The organism is Prevotella sp. tc2-28 (assembly GCF_900107705.1).
Taxonomy (GTDB): domain Bacteria; phylum Bacteroidota; class Bacteroidia; order Bacteroidales; family Bacteroidaceae; genus Prevotella.
This window is the reverse complement of the sequence record NZ_FNRE01000022.1, coordinates 18886-37399: the sequence shown is the minus strand read 5'-3', so window position 1 is coordinate 37399 and position 18514 is coordinate 18886. Positions and strand designations below refer to the sequence as shown.

Here is an 18514-nt window from a genome sequence, read left to right as displayed (position 1 = left end):
GAAAAGGCCGTGGCCTTCTATAACAACGAACGTCCGCACATGTCGCTGAACAACATGACACCTCGTCAGGCAGCATCATGTACGGGTAAAATACAGAAAAAATGGATCAGCTACAGAGAAAAGTACCTCGATAATTTGGAAATTCAAGAAGGAGCATGTACCTTTGCACCGCAAACCCTGAATATGATTGAACGGCTTTCCGCGGAGCCTATTCAACAGAAACAAGGGTTAAGAGAGAATGATTCAACTTTTGCCAGGGATAAGAATTAAGGTACCCAACAGGCATTCAACCTATGGCAGGGTTAAGGTAAAAACCATTCAACTTTTTCTAGGGTAGTACAGTTCTTATTTGTCTGACCGATTGCGTTTGACTCGTTGGCTATTTTGTTCGGAGAGAATATATTACTGATTTTTGTGGAAACGTGCAAGAAAGTATTTGGTTCCCTTGGTTGTGAAGAGCATGGCAAAAAAATAGCCAACAATTAGAATAACAAAGAATATTGCTGCTGTTAGGAATTGATAAAAAGCAGAGGGGTTGGTGAAGTAGGGAATGTAATGTCTGACGAATATGAGTAAAGTGACAAAGGCTCCTATAATAGTGTAGTAAGGCACCATCCCTTTCCAATAAATAGACACGGATAATCTAAATCCCTGAGAGAACAAGAAATAGGGCTTCCAAAATACAGCAATGAAAAATACGCTGATGATCTTGCCTAATAAGATACCAATGATGCCGTATGATGGGGCAAGACATAATGTGATGGTGATATTAAGGAATAATTCAGTCCATGCTGCCCATACGTCAGAAAATAAGCCACAAGCTCCAATATACATTTCAACGACGCCACGGGAAAGATATACAAAAATATTGAAAACAATGAGGTAGACGATGACATCGCTTAGTAAATAGCTTTCGCCAAACCAAAAAGATATAAATGGTTGGGTAAACAATAAAAGACCAAAAACAACGAAGCCTGCAATGAAAAAACGGATGGCAGTGAGTTCCCAAAATACTTTCATGGTATTCTGCTGATTCCCCTCTGCGATAAGGTTACCTACCCCTGCTGCCATTCCATCGCTTAAAATGTTGACTAGGAAATTGAGTTTGCTGGTAATGATGGTGTAGTTGCCATAAAAAGCCACTTGAACAACAGAGACGAATGCTCCAACAAGAATTTCATCACTGCGATAGAGAATAAAATCTTTGATTTTCTGTACGAAAATCTGGCGGGTTTTCTTTAGAATCTCTGGATAATTATGTAGATTCTTACGACCTTGTCGCAAATCTATATGAAGCCACGGATATAATTGTCGGATGCGGATGTTGAATACGATAATTCCGATGATTGTAAAAACTATGCCAACTGCTACCCACAAATATAAATTGCGGTAAGAGTATGCAAGAATAATTTGGGTTATGCTTTGTACAATACCTATTGTTTGGAAATAGGCATTAACTAAATATTGTTTTTGATTTGCTCCAACTAAAAGCTGCTTATAGTTGAAAATATAGCCTGCAATAGCAGTGGCTAAGAATGAATAAAAAGCGAAATATACAAGTGGAAGTCCTGTGGTAAGATTATTGAACCACCATGGAAAGAAAACACTGACAATGAGTCCTCCAAGTCCGATGATGAGACCTATACAGCGATATAGATAGGCTAGCATGGACATAATCTCGTTAATCTTCTCGTGGTCGTCTTCTTGCAGTGGCTTGTATAGGAAATAGACAATGCTAGTTCCAATACCTAATTCTGCTACGCTCAAAAAACTCATGATATTCATGAGCATACCTGTAAGACCAATAAACTCAGCACCTAAGCAATCAAGGAAAATCTTACGAGAAAAGAACGCAAGAAATAAGGATATGACATAAAAAAATATGCCCACCTTGATATTCATGACACTTCTATGCACACGCTCTCCCATCTCTTGTTATTTATCGTGAGTAGTGTGAATGAAATCTGTGTTCTTCCGGTCTATCTTGAGGATATTGAGAATCATCTTCCAAACGAGCATAGGGACGGAAAGAATGTTGCTTAGAATAGAATAGTTGCGTAACTCCTTAGGGATTGCATAATACAATGAAAGGCAGATGAAAAGGAAAAGTAACCACCATTTCATACACCATACTTGAGATATAAAAGTCATCAGCGTGGCCATCGTAAATGTAAAGACAATCAGCATGGAACGGGGAATCAATGCTTGTTGGATGGTCTTGTCGATAAAATTTATGTTTCTTGACTTGATGGCCTGGGGAATGCAGGGAAGCATGTTGAGAAGACTTTGGATCTGAGCTGTCATCCACCGTTGACGCTGATTCTGGAAATTGTCCTTGTTGCTGACTTTCTCATCAAAGACGGGAATGCTTTCCTCATAGTGGATATAGACGCCTTGCTTCAATAGAAGGGCTTCTAACTCACGGTCTTCACCGGCAGTACTGAGTTTATAGACATTTTCCTTAAACCATTTGTAATCAAAACACATGCCAGATCCAATCAAGGCAGAAGAGAGTCCAATGCGATTGTGGGCCTTACGGAAAATAGTATTATTGATTTCTTCGCTGATACCATCGAGTACCGCAATGTTGTTGTTACTATTCTTGGCACAACGGTGACATTGAATAGCTTGATGTCCCATAGCACATACTTCATTGAGTTTTTCCAAAAAATCGGAATTAACGACATTGTCTGCATCAAGAATCACCACATAATCGTATGTTTCCTTAATCTGCCCCATGGCATATTGCATGGCCTTGGCTTTGCTGCTCTTTTCAAATGTTGGTGTGAGAAGGGTAATGGGCAACTCCCGAAGTTTGTCGTTAGTCTCTGGCTTCATGTGGTCGGAGACGACGACTGCATGGAAACGGTCGTTTGGATAGTATTGACTAATGAATTGTTGTATAGACGATACGATGACACGATCTTCGTTGTATGCCGGGAATAATACTAAGAAAGAATAGTAATGATCAGCATGTAAAGACTTGACTTTGGAAGATAGTTTAGATACAGGCTTTCTCCATATTAAAGATACTATTGTATAAAATAGAATATATGCTCCTGAGGCTGACAATAACAGCCAAAAGAGAACTTCTATGATATGGATGATCTGCCAGAGCATAGGAAAGAGCTACAGTTTCTGATTAGCATATGGTTTGAGACGTTTGCCAATCATCGTCTTTGAAAAGAGAGAGCAAAGGAAAATGATGGGTATCATATAGAAGGTCTTGTCCCATTTCTCATCTACAAGATAGTTCGGCGTTGCTAAGGCAAAGATAAGCAATACGATAGCAAATAGTGCCCACCATTTCAGGGCTAAGGTGAAATAGATAAAAGGCATAATGAGGCTCATAAGGATTATAATTCCCATGAGTAGCAAACGAGGAATGAGCAGCCATTGAAGAATCTTGTCAGCTAAATTGTAGTTCTTAGCAAATATGGCTCCTGGAAGGTAAATAATGTTTCTCAGCAGGTTCGTGAATTGAGAAATCATCCATAACTTACGTTGGCGATTAAAGTCTTCTGCGCTTCGCTTCTTTTCTTCAAAGACCAAAATATCTTCAAAATAATCGATGTAGATATGTTGACGGAGAAGGCGAATCTCCAAATCCTTGTCGTCATACATCGTATCAACTGTCATGATGTTTTTCTTAAACCAGTTGAAATCAAATGCCATCGCAGATCCTGCTGATGCGGCTGACAAACCAAGGGCAATGTGTCCGCGTCGGAAAATGGAGTTGTTGATTTCTTCGAAAGTGGCACTTAGCCTGGCAGGGGCAGTGTCCCGGTTTTGCGAGAGACGATGAGCCTGAATTACTTTGGTTCCTGCTGATTCATAGGCATCATTCATTCGCTCTAAGAAATCAGGTTCTACTATGTTGCCCGCATTTAAAATAATGGCTACGTCGTAGATTTTAAATTGAGGGAGGTTGTTGATTGCCAATTGAAGTGATTTGGCTCTTGAACTCTTCTCGAAGTTAGGCGTAAGCAAGGTGACAGGTTGTTGCGCCAAACGAAAATTGTTTACTTCATCTAAATGGTCTGATATAACAGTTATATCAAACAAACGTTGTGGGTAAGTCTGCCCTAAAGCTGACATAACGGTTTTCTCTGCGCCACTTCCATTCTTATATGCCGGTATCAAAATGATGAAACGATTCATATTTCTTGCCTTGGGTGTCTCACTATGGTGATAGAATAAAGATGCAACGGCAAAAACTGCTAAATAGAGTACGGTAGCTGCAACAATGATGAATAGTAGCAAGTCTGTGTATGAAAGAATCTCCCAAAATGTCATAAGCCATTTATTTTATAAAGGTTCTAATTCCGTGGAAAGTGGCTTGAACTAAATCAAGACGGCCTCGGAAAGTCTGTTTCAAAACGTCTTTAGAGGCAACGAGTGCTATCAGGTATAAATATGTTAGATACTTAGTGGCACCTTGTTGGTTGCGCTTAGCGAACAGCAATCGGTTGCGAGTGATGTAATAGGTTCGGAGTGAACTTTCCTGTCCGGTGGCTTGGCTTTCCTTGTGATAGATGGTACATGTCGGTTCATACCATATTTCGTAGCCGGCGCGTCGTATCATCATAGACCAGTCCAGCTCCTCGTAATAGAGGAAATAACACTCGGGCATCAGGCCTGCTCGCTCAATAGCTTCGCGCTTAACCATCATTGCTGCTCCATGAGCATAAGGCGTAGAATGGGCATTGTCGTATTGTCCTAAATCCTCTTCGCCATAGCCGATAGCTTTGTTGCGCAGTGTAATACGGGATAGTGGAGTGTAACCAGCAAACTGAATAGGGCATGAACCCCATGCAAATCGTATTTTGGGGCACACCATGCCTATTCTTGAATTTGATTCCAGTCGTTCTACGAGCGACTGGATATTGAATTCCTTGAAAATAGTATCGTTATTTACAAAGAATAGGTACTTGCCTAGTGCGGCTTGGATACCAAGATTGTTGCCTCCTGCAAATCCAAGATTTTTTTTACTACGAATAACCTTAATTTTTGGATATCGTTGTTCAATATGTGTCGCTTCGTCTTCTGAGGATGCATTATCAACGACAATCACTTCCAATGGATAGTCATTGAAAGGGATTGTCTCAATTAATGCACAAGTATCTGCGAGTCCATTGTAATTGATGGTAATTATAGATATTTGTATATCCGACTGTACCATGGCTTAACGCGCATTTTTTCTATCTTTTCTAGACGAATTCGCTTTTTCTCCTCTTGTTTTGCTAAAATATTCGATTCATATTCAATCCATTCCTTTTCCATATATGGTAAAGCGTATACGAGGCTGAGTCCTCCATATATAATGAGACAGTTAGGAAACTGCATCAATACCTGATTGCCATAACCTCCTAATTGTTGGGAAACAAAGGCACAACATAGCCCTGCACCAATGCCTCGTAAAGAAGGACTCTTTATTTTAAATAATACTATCCAACATGCACAGCCTAGCATGATAAGCATTGAAATGATAAAGATAGTAATACCAATAATTCCTGTATGCTGCCAAATAAAGACATATTCAGAGTCTGGTGGGATAGTAGATAATTTTCTATATTTGTTGTTAGCGGGCACATTTTCGTATCCTATTCCGATACCAATACCCCATGGGGCATCTTGGAGATACTTCTTCATGACATCCTGATTCGCTGCACGGGCACCAGCTGATGCGTCGTTCCTATTAAATGCACTTCTCATTCGTCGAATCTGTCCATTTCCGTTGCCAATGTTCGTAAAAACAAGCATAAATACAAATAGGACAAATACAATTGTAAATGGAATGGCTATTTTAAATGACTTTGACAAGAAGATGTATGCTATAAAACCAGCCATTAAACAGGCGATTGCCGTTCGTGTACCAGAGGGGAACATCGCCCAAGCACATCCAATACCAACAAGAAGGAAAAAATAACGATGTTTCCTAATCTTTGTTGTAATAGCGAAAATAATAAATGCCACTGCCGTAGAGGCCATCATGACACCGAAGTTGGCTGCATCACTAAAAGTAGAGAAATATCGGATAAGGGTTCCTGCTTGTAAGATATGCGTGCTTCTACCACGTGTTTGTATCCACGCGTTCTCTGTAGCAGTAAATCCAAAATTCTGCTGTTTCCAAACCCAAAAGACAGCAAATAGGGATAATAGGCCCCAAACAAAGAAATATTGGATGAGTAATTTGGGACTATTGATATATAGGATATAAACTAGAAACGCATACAAGAGTTGAAATGCCAGCAAACGTGCTCCGGTGTACCATGCTCCAATATTAATTCCCAGATCACAGGTGTCGTTAAAGACTTCTAAGGTACAAAAACCGCACCATATAAGCAATGCAAATAGCATGGTATTTGCTGTGCGTTCGAATTGATGAGACCCTAGGTCAATAATTGCCAATACCAAAAGGGATATCTCTAATAACTCATTAGGAAGAGATACCGGTATAGGTAATTCAGGCATGTTCTTGAATTGAATAAAGAAGTTTACAATACATAATGTCCAGAAAATGAACATTCGATATCGGAATGCTGCAAGAATTGCAATGATAAATAAAGGCAGGATGCAGATGATTGCAAAAGCGCTAAATCCTGCACTGGCGAACTGGTAAATAGCCAGCAAAAACAGGAGAAAGAGTATAAAAACTCTTCCTCCATGCTCTTGCGCATAAGTTCTAAATGCTGTATTAGCCATTTATTTAGCGTGTTCGTTTTCAATAGCAGTCAGACCTAACTGTGACATGCGATATACAAAGTTGTTGAACTTGGTATATGGAGGGAGTTGGCCGACAAATTCTTCTACCGCATAACGACTGGCTTCTGTCAGATACATGTAAAGGCTATCCTTATGTTCCTCATCTAACATGGCCTGAACCTCATTCAATGCTTTCTGGTCGACGTCCTTCCAAGTACGGTTTGCACGTGTAACCATCAAGTTAATAGTACCCATATTTAACAGGGCAGGAGCAATTGAGTGGTCGTCCAGATTAGGATATTCGATGATTGCTATCTCATCGGGGAGAATATCAGGACAAAGGTCCTTGATGTCCTTAGCCATGATGAACTTACTGTCTTCTGACAAGAAATCTTCATCATAAGTCAGACGACGAACTTGTAAACCGATGGAAATCCAGTAGTTCTCTAGCTCTTGTGCCAGGTAGCTCTTACCATTGCCTGAGTCTGTAGAAATCAGGTTGAGTACGTTCTGCTGTCCTTCCTTGAAATGGGGGAGCAGAGCCTTGCTTAACTGTTTCATGGCCATGTCGGCAATGGTCTTGTTGAAGCGACGATAGCGCAAATTGCTCTCTTTCGGGAAGCATCCCATTACAGGAACCTTCGTGATGCGCTCAGAACGCATGCGGTCACGGAGCGTGCGGTCAAGCATCTCGATGATGAGGAACCATAATGTGGTGAGCATAAATGTCAGCAAGAAGGCTCCTAAAAGAATCATCAGACGATTGGTCGGCTGTGCGTTTAATGGGAACATAGGTGGATTCAAGACGCGTAATGAAGCTGTGGACATGCGTAGGTTCTGCTGACGCAAACGGGCGGCATTCAATGCTTTCAGCATCTCCATGTAGTTCCCTTCGATAAAGCCAATATGACGGTCTTTGCGATCCAAAGTGGCTCCAATGGGTGCATAGAACAGATACTGTCTGTCCAGATTGTTCTTCATGATATCTGTGGCAGTCATTTCAGCCTTAGTTTTCTCCAACAAGAGAAGCTGTTCCAACCATCTGCTTAGCATATCGTTGGCTCTCACACCAGTCTCGGTGCTAAATGTTGAGGCCTCAATGTCTTTTGTAAGTTGGCTAACTCGACCTGTTGCTCGTTGCAAATCACGTTGTGCTTTGGCCAACTCTTCCTGAGATTCGTTGTTTTGTGCACCGTTCTCGCTGCTCATCAGTCGGAGGTTGGAGATACGAGACTGGATACGTGAGATGTCACGAACCTGATTCGTAAACTCCTGATTGGAACGGATGACCTGTGCGCGGTTACCTAACTGACGCTCCAAATAATCCAACAAAGCCTTAGAAGTGGTGTAGTTCATCAATTGGTCGTTACGGAAGTTCTGTTGCTGAGCTTCTAGACCTGTCAATGCTTTTGTTTGTTCGCCGTAGTTAATGATACGCTTTGATATGTTATAACGAATCAAATCGTCCTCAGCATTGGTCAGAATCTTATAAAGACGGGCAACTTCCTTCTCGAAGAAACGAATGACATTGTTGGTCTCGCCGAAACGGATTTGTTGGTATTGGCGAGCAAATACTTCATTGAGGATATCCAATGTGTTATAGGCAATACCTGCATCGTTAGCAGAGTAGCCGATGTCAATAATATCACTGTTATTAAGCTGAAGGACTTTCAAGTTGGCAGTGATATTGTTGATACCAAAATAGGGATGGTAGTTCAGAATACCAAAGAGGAAATTGGCTTGAGAGGGCTTCTCGTATGCCTTTAAATTTGCATACGTCTGCTGCTCGTTGTTGTGATTAATCAATGCTTTGACTTCTGCAGGAACCATTGCATTTAACTGACGGAAATGTTCTGCAGAGATGTAGTTGTTATCTTTATTGGGATTACCGTACATCATACAGCGACCAAATAGACGCAAGGCAACTTCATGAATGGTGTTGTCTGTTGTGATAATCAACATTAAATTTGTGATATTAGCTTGCGAATTGCCACCTACAGAGCCGCTGCCCTCCAAATTATAACCAGTAATCATACCTGTATAGATGGTTGTGTTGGTGTCATAAATACGCTCCATATTACGAGTAAGGAACCATGCGACAATCAATGCTATCATTGGTAAAATAGCTAGATACCAACGAATCTTGTATAAAAAACGAACGAAATATCTAAATAAATCCATAGTTGCTAATTGTTGAGGTTATTATTTTTTTTGTGCTTTAGCTGCTTTCTTCTCTGCTTTCTTTTCTGCTTCTTCCATTTGGCGATAACGCTTTTCTTCAGCAGCAGCAGCTTTCTTAATCTTCTTTTCTACCGCACGATTCTGTTTCTTGATTTCTTTTTCAGAGAGTTGTTCTTCTTCTAGGTTAATATCTGTTGTGGTATTGGTCAGAATAGGCGTATGAGTCAGAATCTCCAAGGTAATGATGTCTGTCGTAATCTCTGTTTGCAGACTTTGATAGCCTTGAACAACACCAATCTCGCGCATCTTAGTTTGGGCGAAGGCTTCAATACTCATATTGCCTTGGTGGAAATCCTCTTGGTTCAGAGCACCAGCACCTTGGTAGATAGCAGCAGCTTCACTAGAGGTCTTAAGTGCTACTAAATTGTTCGTAATCTTGATATACAACGTGGTAATCTCTTGTTTCAGTCTGTCAAATGCCAAGTCTTTCTGGATGCGAGCTTGGTCGACAGCCAATTTTTTACGTTTGACAGCTGCGCCAAGATCAAGAATGTCTTCCAATGGGACATTAAGATTGACACCGACATTCCAGTAACTCTGCTCACTTCCTTGAAATTGCTGTAGAACCAAGTTGTAAGAAGTAGATCCTTGGCCCCACATGTCTGTCTTGCCATAACTATAACTGGCATGGCCATGCACATAAGAGAAAATGTGCCGTTTCTGTTTGGCTACTTCTGCCTGAGCAATTTCTTGAGCTTTTGCCAAGGTTAAAATTTGTGGATTCTGCTTGGCATTCTCAAACAATACCGATAATGGTGGCAGGTGGAACGATGAAAAATTAATGGTGGCATTTTCGCTGGAGTCAAAGAAACCTGCGCTGATACCACTGTTGTTGTATTGGGCATGACTTAACGATGCCGTTCCAACCAGAGCTAATGTAAGGAATATGATTCTAGCTTTTCTCATTATAATGATATTTAGTTTTATACATTTTCTTTTTGTACAAAGGCTGTTAAAGTTCTGAAAATAATTTTCATGTCAAGGATAAAACTATAAGTTTGTCCATAGGTGATATCCAGTTGCTTCCGTTCTTCTGCAGACATGTTGCCGCCTTTTCCTCGTTCTTCCACTTGCCAAAGACCTGTAAGACCTGCAGGTGCCATGAAACGGTCGATGCTGGAGTCTGCAGTTAGTTTTTCTGCTTCATAGAGTGGGAGAGGGCGATTCCCGACGATAGACATGTCTCCCTTAAGAATGTTGAACAACTGTGGGAGTTCGTCAATACTATATTTACGAATGAATCGACCTACTTTTGTGACTCGTGGGTCGTTCTCAATTTTTACAAAGGCATTGTTGATTTCATCCTCTTTCTTCTTGGCGAAGTCACTTTCTGCTACAACAAAATCGTCGCCAACGAGCATGATTTCCTCATCACCAATCATCATTCCGGATTCCAGTCCCATATCCATCATACTCATTTCTGCCTGATCGCCTAATGGTGCTGTGATGGTTGCTTTAGGCTCTTCTTTGTCGTTGGCCTCAGCATATTGGTTGCGGTCCTTGCTTAGTTCACTGAGACGTTGCTCCGCATCTGTATACATGCTGCGGAATTTTAAGAAATCAAATATGGTGTAGTTGGTCCCTACGCGTTTGGACTTAAATAGAATGGGACCTTTACTTTCCAATTTAATTGCAATCGCAGTCAAGATAAATACGGGAGAAAGTATAATTATCGCAATGCTTGAGAAGATAATGTCAAAGATACGTTTCCAAATGGGTATTTTGAATTTCAAAATACCATATTTGGGGGCTTCGTCGTCGAACAGGATATTCTCACGTTCGGAAATAAACTGTATTTTCTTGTTAAGTTCGGTAACGGATGCTTCCTGATGGATGGTGTCGTTGATGCCGCATTTCATGTAAACATCGCGATCTTCCTGATTCATTGTGTCCGTCATGAGGATAATGTAAACATTGCGGCATTTCTTGCGAAGATAGGTGATGGCAGTAATATCCTCGCTTCGCACGTTACGTTCAAAGAACACCAAGAAATGTTCATTGGCAACGTGCGGCGTACAAATCTGAGCAGCTTCTTTATAGGCATTGGTCATACGTACCAACTGCCCTGGAATATATTTTAAGCGCTCTTGTGTTCTTGCATTACTACCTAAATATACTACACCTAACATGCTTTACATTATATATAAATATAAATAGGAATAATAAAATCCTTAGTTGGGAAGAATCTTCTTGACTCTAATCTTTAATTCCATCGGGTTAAATGGCTTGACAATATAGTCAATAGCTCCAATCTCTAATAGACGGATGCGCTCGCTGGTTGAATCCTCACTTGACAGCATGATAACAGGGATGTGACGGAAAAGCTCATTCTGCTTAATCCATTCCAAGAAATCATCGCCACGCATGCCTGGCATACGAATATCTGAGATAATCAAGTCCGGCGTATTTCCGGCCTGAAGCCATTTGACTCCTTGTAGACCGTCGGGCAACCATTGTACGTCGTAATCACTCATTAGGTAAATAGAGAGAACCTTTGCAATGGTCTCTTTATCATCCAATATAAGAATTTTCTTTTTCATATATAAAAGGTACCTTTTGTCTTTGATTAATCATTCCAAGGTGCAAAGTTAAACAATTATTTTTAATTGTAGTCAAATAATGATAAAAAAATGAGAAAAAATGGGGAAAAAATTGGTTTTTAAAAATAATTTAGGGAAATTTGACGGTGAAAACGTATAATAATAAAGTTGTATAAATATAATTAATTATGACAAACAGATATCTATTGGGCTTTGACGTTGGCAGTTCTTCGGTCAAGGCATCGTTAGTTAATGCTGACACAGGTAAATGTGTTGCAACAGCTTTTTATCCAGAGAAAGAGGCTCCTATTATGGCTGTAAAAGCTGGTTGGGCAGAACAGGATCCGCAGATGTGGTGGGACAATGCAAAATTGAGCCTTAAGAAAATTATGTCGGATGCAGGTGCAAAAGCCGATGAAATCAAGGCTATAGGAATATCCTATCAGATGCATGGACTGGTATGTGTTGATAATGATCTGAAGGCTCTTCGTCCATCAATTATCTAGTGTGACTCACGTGCTGTACCTTATGGTGAAAAAGCTTTCAATGACTTGGGCGCTGATCAATGTCTAAGCCACTTGTTGAACTCACCCGGTAACTTTACCGCAGCGAAGTTGGCATGGGTAAAGGATAATGAACCTGAGATTTATAAAAAGATTTATAAGATAATGTTGCCTGGTGACTATATTGCCATGCGTTTGTCTGGAACCGTTAATACAACGGTCAGCGGTCTTAGTGAAGGTATGTTCTGGGACTTTAAGAACAATAAGGTTGCTGATTTCTTGATGGATTATTATGGATTCTCTTCTTCCATTATCAGTGATATCGTGCCGACCTTTAGTGTTCAAAGTGAAGTGAGTGCAGAGGCCGCCGCAGAACTTGGTTTAAAGGCCGGAACTCCAATTACATACAGGGGGGGAGACCAGCCAAATAATGCACTTTCGCTGAATGTCTTGAATCCTGGTGAGATAGCAGCAACAGCCGGCACTTCTGGTGTTGTATATGGTGTCTTGGGTGATGTTAACTACGATAAGAAGTCGCGTGTCAATACCTTTGCTCATGTGAACCATCGCGTTGACCAAACTCGCTTAGGTGTGTTGCTTTGCATTAATGGAACAGGTATCTTGAATGCATGGGTTCATCGTAACATCACACCAGATGTCAGCTATGCTGATATGAATGATTTGGCTGCCAGTGTTCCCATTGGCAGTGAGGGCGTTACTATAGTGCCGTTTGGTAATGGTGCAGAGCGCGTCTTGGAAAACAAGGAGATTGGATGCTCTGTGAATGGTTTGAACTTTAATAAGCATAACAAAGCACATCTGGTTCGAGCTGCTCAGGAAGGCATTGTCTTTTCGTTCTGTTATGGAATGGAGATTATGCAACAAATGGGTATGGATATCAAAAAAATTCATGCTGGTAAAGCAAATATGTTCCTTTCGCCTCTGTTCCGTAATACATTGGCAGGCGTCAGTGGGGCAACGATTGAACTTTATGATACCGACGGCTCTGTGGGCGCCGCAAAGGGCGCTGGCATTGGAGCTGGTATTTATAAGGATAGCAACGAAGCTTTCGCATCGTTGGATAAGTTGCAGGTTATTGAGCCTGATGCTGCTCACCGTGAGGAGTATCAGGCTGCATATGCGGCTTGGAAAGCTACGCTTAGAAAGAATCAATAATCGTTCTTAAACACATGAAATCCCTTCCTTCGGTCTGAAGGAGGGGATTTTATGTATAGGTTTTGCTTAATCGTTTTCCCTGTAATACAGCCAACGCGTTCAGAGCTAGAGCCTCCATCTCATCCTCGCCAGGAAAGCAATAGACAGGTGCCAAAAAGGCAATCCTGCGTCTCAGTTCGCTGACAATGTAATCGCTATGAGCCATTCCTCCTGTCAGTAAGATGGCATCGATATTGCCACAAAGAACAGCCGCTTCAGCTGCTATTTGTTTGGCGGTATGATAGAGCATTGCATCCACCAATAGTTGAGCTCGTTCGTCGCCCTGTTTGATGCGCTCTAGAATCTCGCGCATGTTGTTGGTGCCAAGATGCGCTGTCAACCCCGCTTTCCCTGCGATGCTCTTCAGCAATTGCTTCTCTGTATACTTCCCGCTGAAGCATAGACGTATCAAGTCGGCTGCTGGCAGACTGCCTGCTCGTTCGGGCGAAAAAGGACCTTCTCCGTCTAGTGCATTATTCGCATCTATAGCCCTTCCATGTTCATGGGCGGCAACAGAAATACCTCCACCGAGATGACAGATAATCAGATTAAGGTCTTCATACTCTCTGCCTATGCCACGAGCATATCGTCTGGCAATGGCTCGTTGGTTTAATGCGTGCCAAATACAAATGCGAGGCATCAAGGGACTACCGCTGATGCGGGCTAGTGGAGACAGTTCGTCTACAACTCCTGGGTCCGCAATGAAAGCACGGCAATCAGGAATCTTCGAAGCAATTTCATAAGCAATAAGGCATCCTAGGTTACAGGCGTGATTGTGCATCACGCTCCCGTGCAGTGTGTCTTCCACCATCTTCTCGTTGATCTCATATACTCCACCGGCAATGGGCTTTACCAGTCCACCGCGTCCGATGATGGCGTCGAACTCTAGCGGAATGCCCGACCGTAGTAATTCGTCAAGAACCAGTTGACGGCGAAATCCTTGTTGCTCCGTAATGGCATCGAAATGAGCCAGTTCCTCAGCAGAATGGGGAATGTTGTGCAGTAAGACGGGCTTTTCATCTTCATAGACTGCCATCTTGGTAGAGGTGGAACCTGGGTTAATGACTAATATTTTCATATGGCAGCTAAAGCAAGCGAGTAATATTTGGATTCGGGGCTGTCTGCTCTGGATGATACGACACAGGGGCATTGAGTCCCTTGTAGGACGCCAGCCGTCTTGGCGTAGGCAAAGAGAGTCAGCGTCTTATAAAACACATTACCGGCAACTATATCAGGGAAAATCAGTGCATCGGCCCGTCCGTCAATGACACTCTTGATTCCCTTCTCGTGCAAACTTACTGCGTCAAGTGAAGTCTTTAGGTCGAGAGGTCCATCAATAATACAACGTCCGAATTTCCCAGTTTGTGCCTCGGCAATGATGTCCAGATAGTCTGTAGTGTAAGGGAAAGCCTTCGCGCTGACTTTCTCGGCACAATGAATGAGGGAGATGCGTGGCTCATCAATTCCTAATGCGTGACAAACATAGTTCATATAATGAATCTGTTGTCGACGCTGAGTGGGAGTGGGGACGGGAATGACGGCCGCATCTGTGAAAAAAAGTAGTTTCTCATACTTGGGAATCTCTGCCATTGCCACATGAGTCAGAACATGACCAGCACGGATGATGCCGAGTTCCTTGTCCAAGATAGCGCGAAGCAGCACGTCAGTGTTGACAAGTCCTTTCATCAGAATGTTGGCTTCACCGCTCTTGCATAGTGCTACGGCTCGTCTACAGCACTCCTCTTTGTCTTCTCCGTCCACATAGATAGGGTCAATAAAGCCCATCTCCTTGCCTTTCTCTACGGCGTAACGGGTACTTGCATCACTGGCGCAAACGACAGCAACACGCTTTTTGTCTCCTCGCTCTTGCAAGAAGACTATCATGTCGTTTAAGGTTCTAATGGATTGCATAGGCTATATTTTGTATAAAGTGACTATTCCAGACTCTGTTTGTACCATTCAAACAACTTCCTGACGCCCTCGTCAATCTCTACGCTATGAGTCCATCCCAAAGAGTGAAGTTTGGAGACATCAATCAGTTTGCGCATGGTGCCATCTGGTTTGGAAGCATCGAATTCAACCACTCCCTTGAAACCAACAGCTTTTACAACCAATTCAGACAGTTCGCGAATAGTTAGTTCCTTGCCCGTTCCCACATTGATGTGGCAGTTGCGAATCTCGCCCAGACTGGGGATGGCTCCGCCGCGTCCTGTGCTATGGTTTCGGTCTACAGCACCATCCGTGCTGGCCCCGTAGTGTACAGAAGAGTACTTCTCGATACCGATAACGTCTTTGAAGTCAACATTCAGCAGCACGTGAACAGAGGCATCTGCCATATCTTCACTCCATAGAAACTCGCGAAGAGGTTTGCCAGTTCCCCATAATACTACCTTGTTGTCGTAAATTCCATATTTGCCTAATACCTCAATAATTGCTTCATGAGAGGCTTCGCCGTTGACGCCTTCCACAGGGCGTTTATTCAGGTCAATGGCTATCTTGTCCCACTCTCCATCGTGAATGAGCTTAGCTAGATAGACCTTTCGCATCATTGCTGGCATGACGTGTGAGTTTTCCAGGTGAAAATTATCATTAGGACCATAGAGGTTGGTTGGCATGACTGCAATATAGTTTGTTCCATACTGAAGGTTGTAGCTCTCACACATCTTCAAACCTGCAATCTTCGCAATAGCATACTCCTCGTTGGTATATTCTAATGGTGAGGTCAACAAGGCGTCTTCTTTCATCGGCTGAGGTGCGTTCTTGGGATAGATGCATGTAGAGCCGAGGAATAGCAACTTCTTAACATTATGGGCATAAGCTTCACTGATGACATTGCACTGAATCTTCATGTTCATCATGATAAAGTCTGCACGGTATAGGCTATTGGCCATGATGCCACCCACGAAGGCTGCAGCCAATACAACAGCATCAGGTCGTTCTTCGTCGAAGAAGTTTTTTACAGCTACCTGGTCGGTCAGGTCCAGTTCTTTATGGCTTCTGCCGACAAGGTTCGTATATCCACGCTGCTTTAGATTGTTCCAAATAGCGGAGCCTACCAGTCCGTGGTGGCCCGCTACATATATCTTACAGTTCTTGTCCAACATTATTCTGCCATTTGAGCTTTCAAAAACAGTTTCTTCACGAACTTCATGTCGTGCTGAACCATAATCTTGACTAATTCAGGGAAGGAGGTCTTCTGAGGATTCCATCCTAGTTTCGCCTTAGCTTTTGCTGGGTTACCTAATAATTGATCTACCTCTGCAGGACGGAAGTATTTGGGATCAACTTCTACGAGCGCCTTGCCTGTCTTCTTGTCATATCCCTTCTCGTCAATACCATCACCACGCCATTCCAGTTCGATTCCGGCTTCTTTGAAAGCCAGCGTGGCAAATTCACGTACAGTGTGGTATTCTCCGGTGGCAATGACGAAATCATCGGGTTCGGGTTGTTGCAGGATAAGCCACATGCACTCAATGTAGTCCTTTGCATATCCCCAGTCGCGCAGTGAGTTGAGGTTACCCAGATAGAGTTTGTCTTGGTAGCCTTGGGCGATACGTGCGGCAGCCAGTGTGATCTTTCGAGTAACAAAGTTTTCTCCTCGACGCTCACTCTCATGGTTGAATAAGATGCCGTTGCAGCAGAACATGTTGTATGACTCACGATAGTTCTTCATAATCCAGAAACCATAGAGTTTGGCTACTGAATAGGGAGAGCGAGGGTAGAAGGGAGTCGTCTCCGACTGTGGCACTTCCTGAACCTTTCCATAAAGCTCAGAAGTAGATGCCTGGTATATACGGCAGGTCTTCTCAAGTCCGCAGATGCGTACGGCTTCCAACAGGCGGAGTACACCCGTGGCATCAACGTCGGCTGTGTATTCCGGTACGTCAAATGATACCTTTACGTGGCTTTGGGCAGCCAAATTATAGATTTCTGTCGGTTTTGTCTCGCCGATGATACGAATTAGTGATGATGAGTCTGTCATATCCGCCCAATGCAGATTGACCAGACGGGTTTTCTTCATATCGCGTACCCACTCGTCAAGATAGAGGTGTTCGATGCGTCCAGTGTTAAACGATGAAGAGCGGCGCAATAGTCCGTGCACCTCGTAACCTTTGTCAATAAGGAATTCGGCCAGATATGAACCGTCCTGACCTGTAATACCTGAAATTAGAGCAACTTTTTTTTGTTCCATAAAAATATTTGAGTAATTTTTGTTTTTCATTTATCGTCTCCAGCAAACTGTTTAATTCGCTGTTCTTCAGAAAGTTTGCAAATGAGTAGTGTGTTGTTATTCTCTGCTACGATATATCCGTCGAGTCCCTGGATAACAACTTTCTTCTCCTGAGTGGTGTGAATCATGCAGTTATGAGTCTCGAAAAGGTTAATATCCTCTCCGATGCAGGCATTACCGTATAAATCCTTCTTCGTCTGCTGTTGCAAGGAACCCCATGTGCCAAGATCGCTCCATCCGAAGTCAGCCGGACAGACAAATATCTCGTCGGCTTTCTCCATAATGGCATAGTCGACAGATATGTTTTCACATTCCGGGAACAGTCGGTCTATTTCTTCTTGCTCTTTCTCCGTGCCGTAAACAGGTAACAAACCTTCGAAGATTTTCGAAATACCAGGCTGGTACATACGGAATGCATTGACGATGGTTGACACGTTCCAGATAAAGATGCCTGAATTCCAGAAATAGTTGTTCTTGGAAATATATTGCTTGGCGGTTTCCAAATCAGGTTTCTCACGGAAGGAGTCAACACGGAAAATGCCCTTGTTGCGCAACGAGTTGGCAGAGAGATTGGCTTCGATGTATCCGTAGCCCGTCTCTGGACGAGTCGGCTTCATACCTAGAGTGACAATGGCATCGCTGTCTGCAGTGAATTTCAAACAGTCGCTGACTACGCGGCGAAACTCAGCCACGTCTAAAACGATGTGATCACTTGGTGAGATGACAATATTGGCTTTGGGGTCTTTTGACTTGATGCGCCATGAGACGTAGGCGATACAAGGTGCTGTGTTTCTTCTGCAAGGCTCACAAAGGATATGGTCTTGTGGCATATCGGGCAGTTGCTCTGCCACGGTGTCGGCATAGGTTTTGTTGGTAACCACCCAAATGTTTTCTGCACTTACAATGGTCTTGAAACGTTCAACTGTCAACTGAAGCAGCGATTTGCCAATGCCCAAAACGTCGATGAACTGTTTGGGCTGTTCCGCAGTGCTCATAGGCCAGAAACGGCTCCCAACTCCACCGGCCATGATAACGAGATGATTGTTGATTTTTGCCATAATAACTTAGTTATATGATAT

The 18514-nt window shown here is 42.7% G+C and carries 14 protein-coding genes and 2 pseudogenes; 2 read left to right on the top strand and 14 right to left on the bottom strand.

Features of this window, described 5'->3' with window-relative positions; all coding sequences use genetic code 11:
• Positions 1-270, top strand: a pseudogene (locus tag BLU47_RS15220) (hypothetical protein); the annotation flags it as partial.
• Positions 271-402: 132 nt separating this feature from the next.
• Here BLU47_RS15220 and BLU47_RS14095 read toward each other — a convergent pair.
• From BLU47_RS14095 to BLU47_RS14055, 9 genes are all read right to left on the bottom strand, one after another.
• Positions 403-1929, bottom strand: a complete 1527-nt coding sequence (locus tag BLU47_RS14095; protein WP_091964300.1) for a lipopolysaccharide biosynthesis protein — start codon at positions 1927-1929, stop codon at positions 403-405.
• Between the two features lie 6 nt (positions 1930-1935).
• Positions 1936-3120 carry a glycosyltransferase family 2 protein gene (locus tag BLU47_RS14090; RefSeq protein WP_091964297.1) on the bottom strand — a complete coding sequence of 395 codons (1185 nt, stop codon included), beginning with the start codon at positions 3118-3120 and terminating at the stop codon, positions 1936-1938.
• 9 nt (positions 3121-3129) lie between these two features.
• The gene (locus tag BLU47_RS14085; RefSeq protein WP_091964294.1) at positions 3130-4296 is read right to left on the bottom strand and encodes a glycosyltransferase family 2 protein; all 1167 of its coding nucleotides are present in this window, start codon (positions 4294-4296) and stop codon (positions 3130-3132) included.
• A 7-nt stretch (positions 4297-4303) separates the two neighbouring features.
• Entirely contained in the window at positions 4304-5182 is an 879-nt protein-coding gene (locus BLU47_RS14080) for a glycosyltransferase family 2 protein (protein ID WP_091964292.1), read from the bottom strand.
• Positions 5152-6705 carry an O-antigen ligase family protein gene (locus BLU47_RS14075; protein ID WP_091964289.1) on the bottom strand — a complete coding sequence of 518 codons (1554 nt, stop codon included), beginning with the start codon at positions 6703-6705 and terminating at the stop codon, positions 5152-5154. Before BLU47_RS14075 ends, BLU47_RS14080 begins: the two co-directional genes overlap by 31 nt.
• The gene (locus tag BLU47_RS14070) at positions 6706-8820 is read right to left on the bottom strand and encodes a GumC family protein (RefSeq protein WP_255402227.1); all 2115 of its coding nucleotides are present in this window, start codon (positions 8818-8820) and stop codon (positions 6706-6708) included. It abuts the gene before it with no gap.
• An 87-nt stretch (positions 8821-8907) separates the two neighbouring features.
• Positions 8908-9852: a TolC family protein gene (locus BLU47_RS14065; RefSeq protein WP_091964283.1), complete on the bottom strand. Its 945-nt coding sequence runs from the start codon at positions 9850-9852 to the stop codon at positions 8908-8910.
• A 17-nt stretch (positions 9853-9869) separates the two neighbouring features.
• Complete coding sequence (locus BLU47_RS14060; protein WP_091964281.1) at positions 9870-11075, bottom strand: sugar transferase; 1206 nt, start codon at positions 11073-11075, stop codon at positions 9870-9872.
• Positions 11076-11117: 42 nt separating this feature from the next.
• Positions 11118-11486: a response regulator transcription factor gene (locus BLU47_RS14055; RefSeq protein WP_091964278.1), complete on the bottom strand. Its 369-nt coding sequence runs from the start codon at positions 11484-11486 to the stop codon at positions 11118-11120.
• A 188-nt stretch (positions 11487-11674) separates the two neighbouring features.
• Between BLU47_RS14055 and BLU47_RS14050 the strand changes: the two are divergent.
• A pseudogene (locus BLU47_RS14050) lies at positions 11675-13165 on the top strand (xylulokinase).
• A gap of 49 nt (positions 13166-13214) precedes the next feature.
• Here the strand turns inward: BLU47_RS14050 and buk are convergent.
• The 5 genes from buk to BLU47_RS14025 are packed head-to-tail and all read right to left on the bottom strand — an operon-like array spanning position 13215 to position 18493.
• Positions 13215-14282 (bottom strand): butyrate kinase, encoded by a 1068-nt coding sequence (gene buk / locus BLU47_RS14045; RefSeq protein ID WP_091964275.1) that lies wholly within the window; start codon positions 14280-14282, stop codon positions 13215-13217.
• Positions 14279-15115 carry a phosphate acyltransferase gene (locus BLU47_RS14040; protein ID WP_091964273.1) on the bottom strand — a complete coding sequence of 279 codons (837 nt, stop codon included), beginning with the start codon at positions 15113-15115 and terminating at the stop codon, positions 14279-14281. Before BLU47_RS14040 ends, buk begins: the two co-directional genes overlap by 4 nt.
• 23 nt (positions 15116-15138) lie before the next feature.
• The gene (locus BLU47_RS14035) at positions 15139-16308 is read right to left on the bottom strand and encodes a GDP-L-fucose synthase family protein (protein ID WP_091964270.1); all 1170 of its coding nucleotides are present in this window, start codon (positions 16306-16308) and stop codon (positions 15139-15141) included.
• A complete protein-coding gene (gene gmd, locus BLU47_RS14030) occupies positions 16308-17396 on the bottom strand; it encodes a GDP-mannose 4,6-dehydratase (RefSeq protein WP_091964309.1) in 1089 nt (362 codons plus the stop codon). Before gmd ends, BLU47_RS14035 begins: the two co-directional genes overlap by 1 nt.
• A gap of 26 nt (positions 17397-17422) precedes the next feature.
• Complete coding sequence (locus tag BLU47_RS14025) at positions 17423-18493, bottom strand: mannose-1-phosphate guanylyltransferase (RefSeq protein ID WP_091964268.1); 1071 nt, start codon at positions 18491-18493, stop codon at positions 17423-17425.
• Between the last annotated feature and the right edge of the window lie 21 nt (positions 18494-18514).

Coding starts and splice junctions, on each gene's coding strand:
- BLU47_RS14095 (WP_091964300.1), bottom strand. CDS start 1,929: ATGGGAGAGCGTGTGCATAGAAGTGTCATGAATATCAAGGTGGGCATA.
- BLU47_RS14090 (WP_091964297.1), bottom strand. CDS start 3,120: ATGCTCTGGCAGATCATCCATATCATAGAAGTTCTCTTTTGGCTGTTA.
- BLU47_RS14085 (WP_091964294.1), bottom strand. CDS start 4,296: ATGACATTTTGGGAGATTCTTTCATACACAGACTTGCTACTATTCATC.
- BLU47_RS14080 (WP_091964292.1), bottom strand. CDS start 5,182: ATGGTACAGTCGGATATACAAATATCTATAATTACCATCAATTACAAT.
- BLU47_RS14075 (WP_091964289.1), bottom strand. CDS start 6,705: ATGGCTAATACAGCATTTAGAACTTATGCGCAAGAGCATGGAGGAAGA.
- BLU47_RS14070 (WP_255402227.1), bottom strand. CDS start 8,820: ATGATAGCATTGATTGTCGCATGGTTCCTTACTCGTAATATGGAGCGT.
- BLU47_RS14065 (WP_091964283.1), bottom strand. CDS start 9,852: ATGAGAAAAGCTAGAATCATATTCCTTACATTAGCTCTGGTTGGAACG.
- BLU47_RS14060 (WP_091964281.1), bottom strand. CDS start 11,075: ATGTTAGGTGTAGTATATTTAGGTAGTAATGCAAGAACACAAGAGCGC.
- BLU47_RS14055 (WP_091964278.1), bottom strand. CDS start 11,486: ATGAAAAAGAAAATTCTTATATTGGATGATAAAGAGACCATTGCAAAG.
- buk (WP_091964275.1), bottom strand. CDS start 14,282: ATGAAAATATTAGTCATTAACCCAGGTTCCACCTCTACCAAGATGGCA.
- BLU47_RS14040 (WP_091964273.1), bottom strand. CDS start 15,115: ATGCAATCCATTAGAACCTTAAACGACATGATAGTCTTCTTGCAAGAG.
- BLU47_RS14035 (WP_091964270.1), bottom strand. CDS start 16,308: ATGTTGGACAAGAACTGTAAGATATATGTAGCGGGCCACCACGGACTG.
- gmd (WP_091964309.1), bottom strand. CDS start 17,396: ATGGAACAAAAAAAAGTTGCTCTAATTTCAGGTATTACAGGTCAGGAC.
- BLU47_RS14025 (WP_091964268.1), bottom strand. CDS start 18,493: ATGGCAAAAATCAACAATCATCTCGTTATCATGGCCGGTGGAGTTGGG.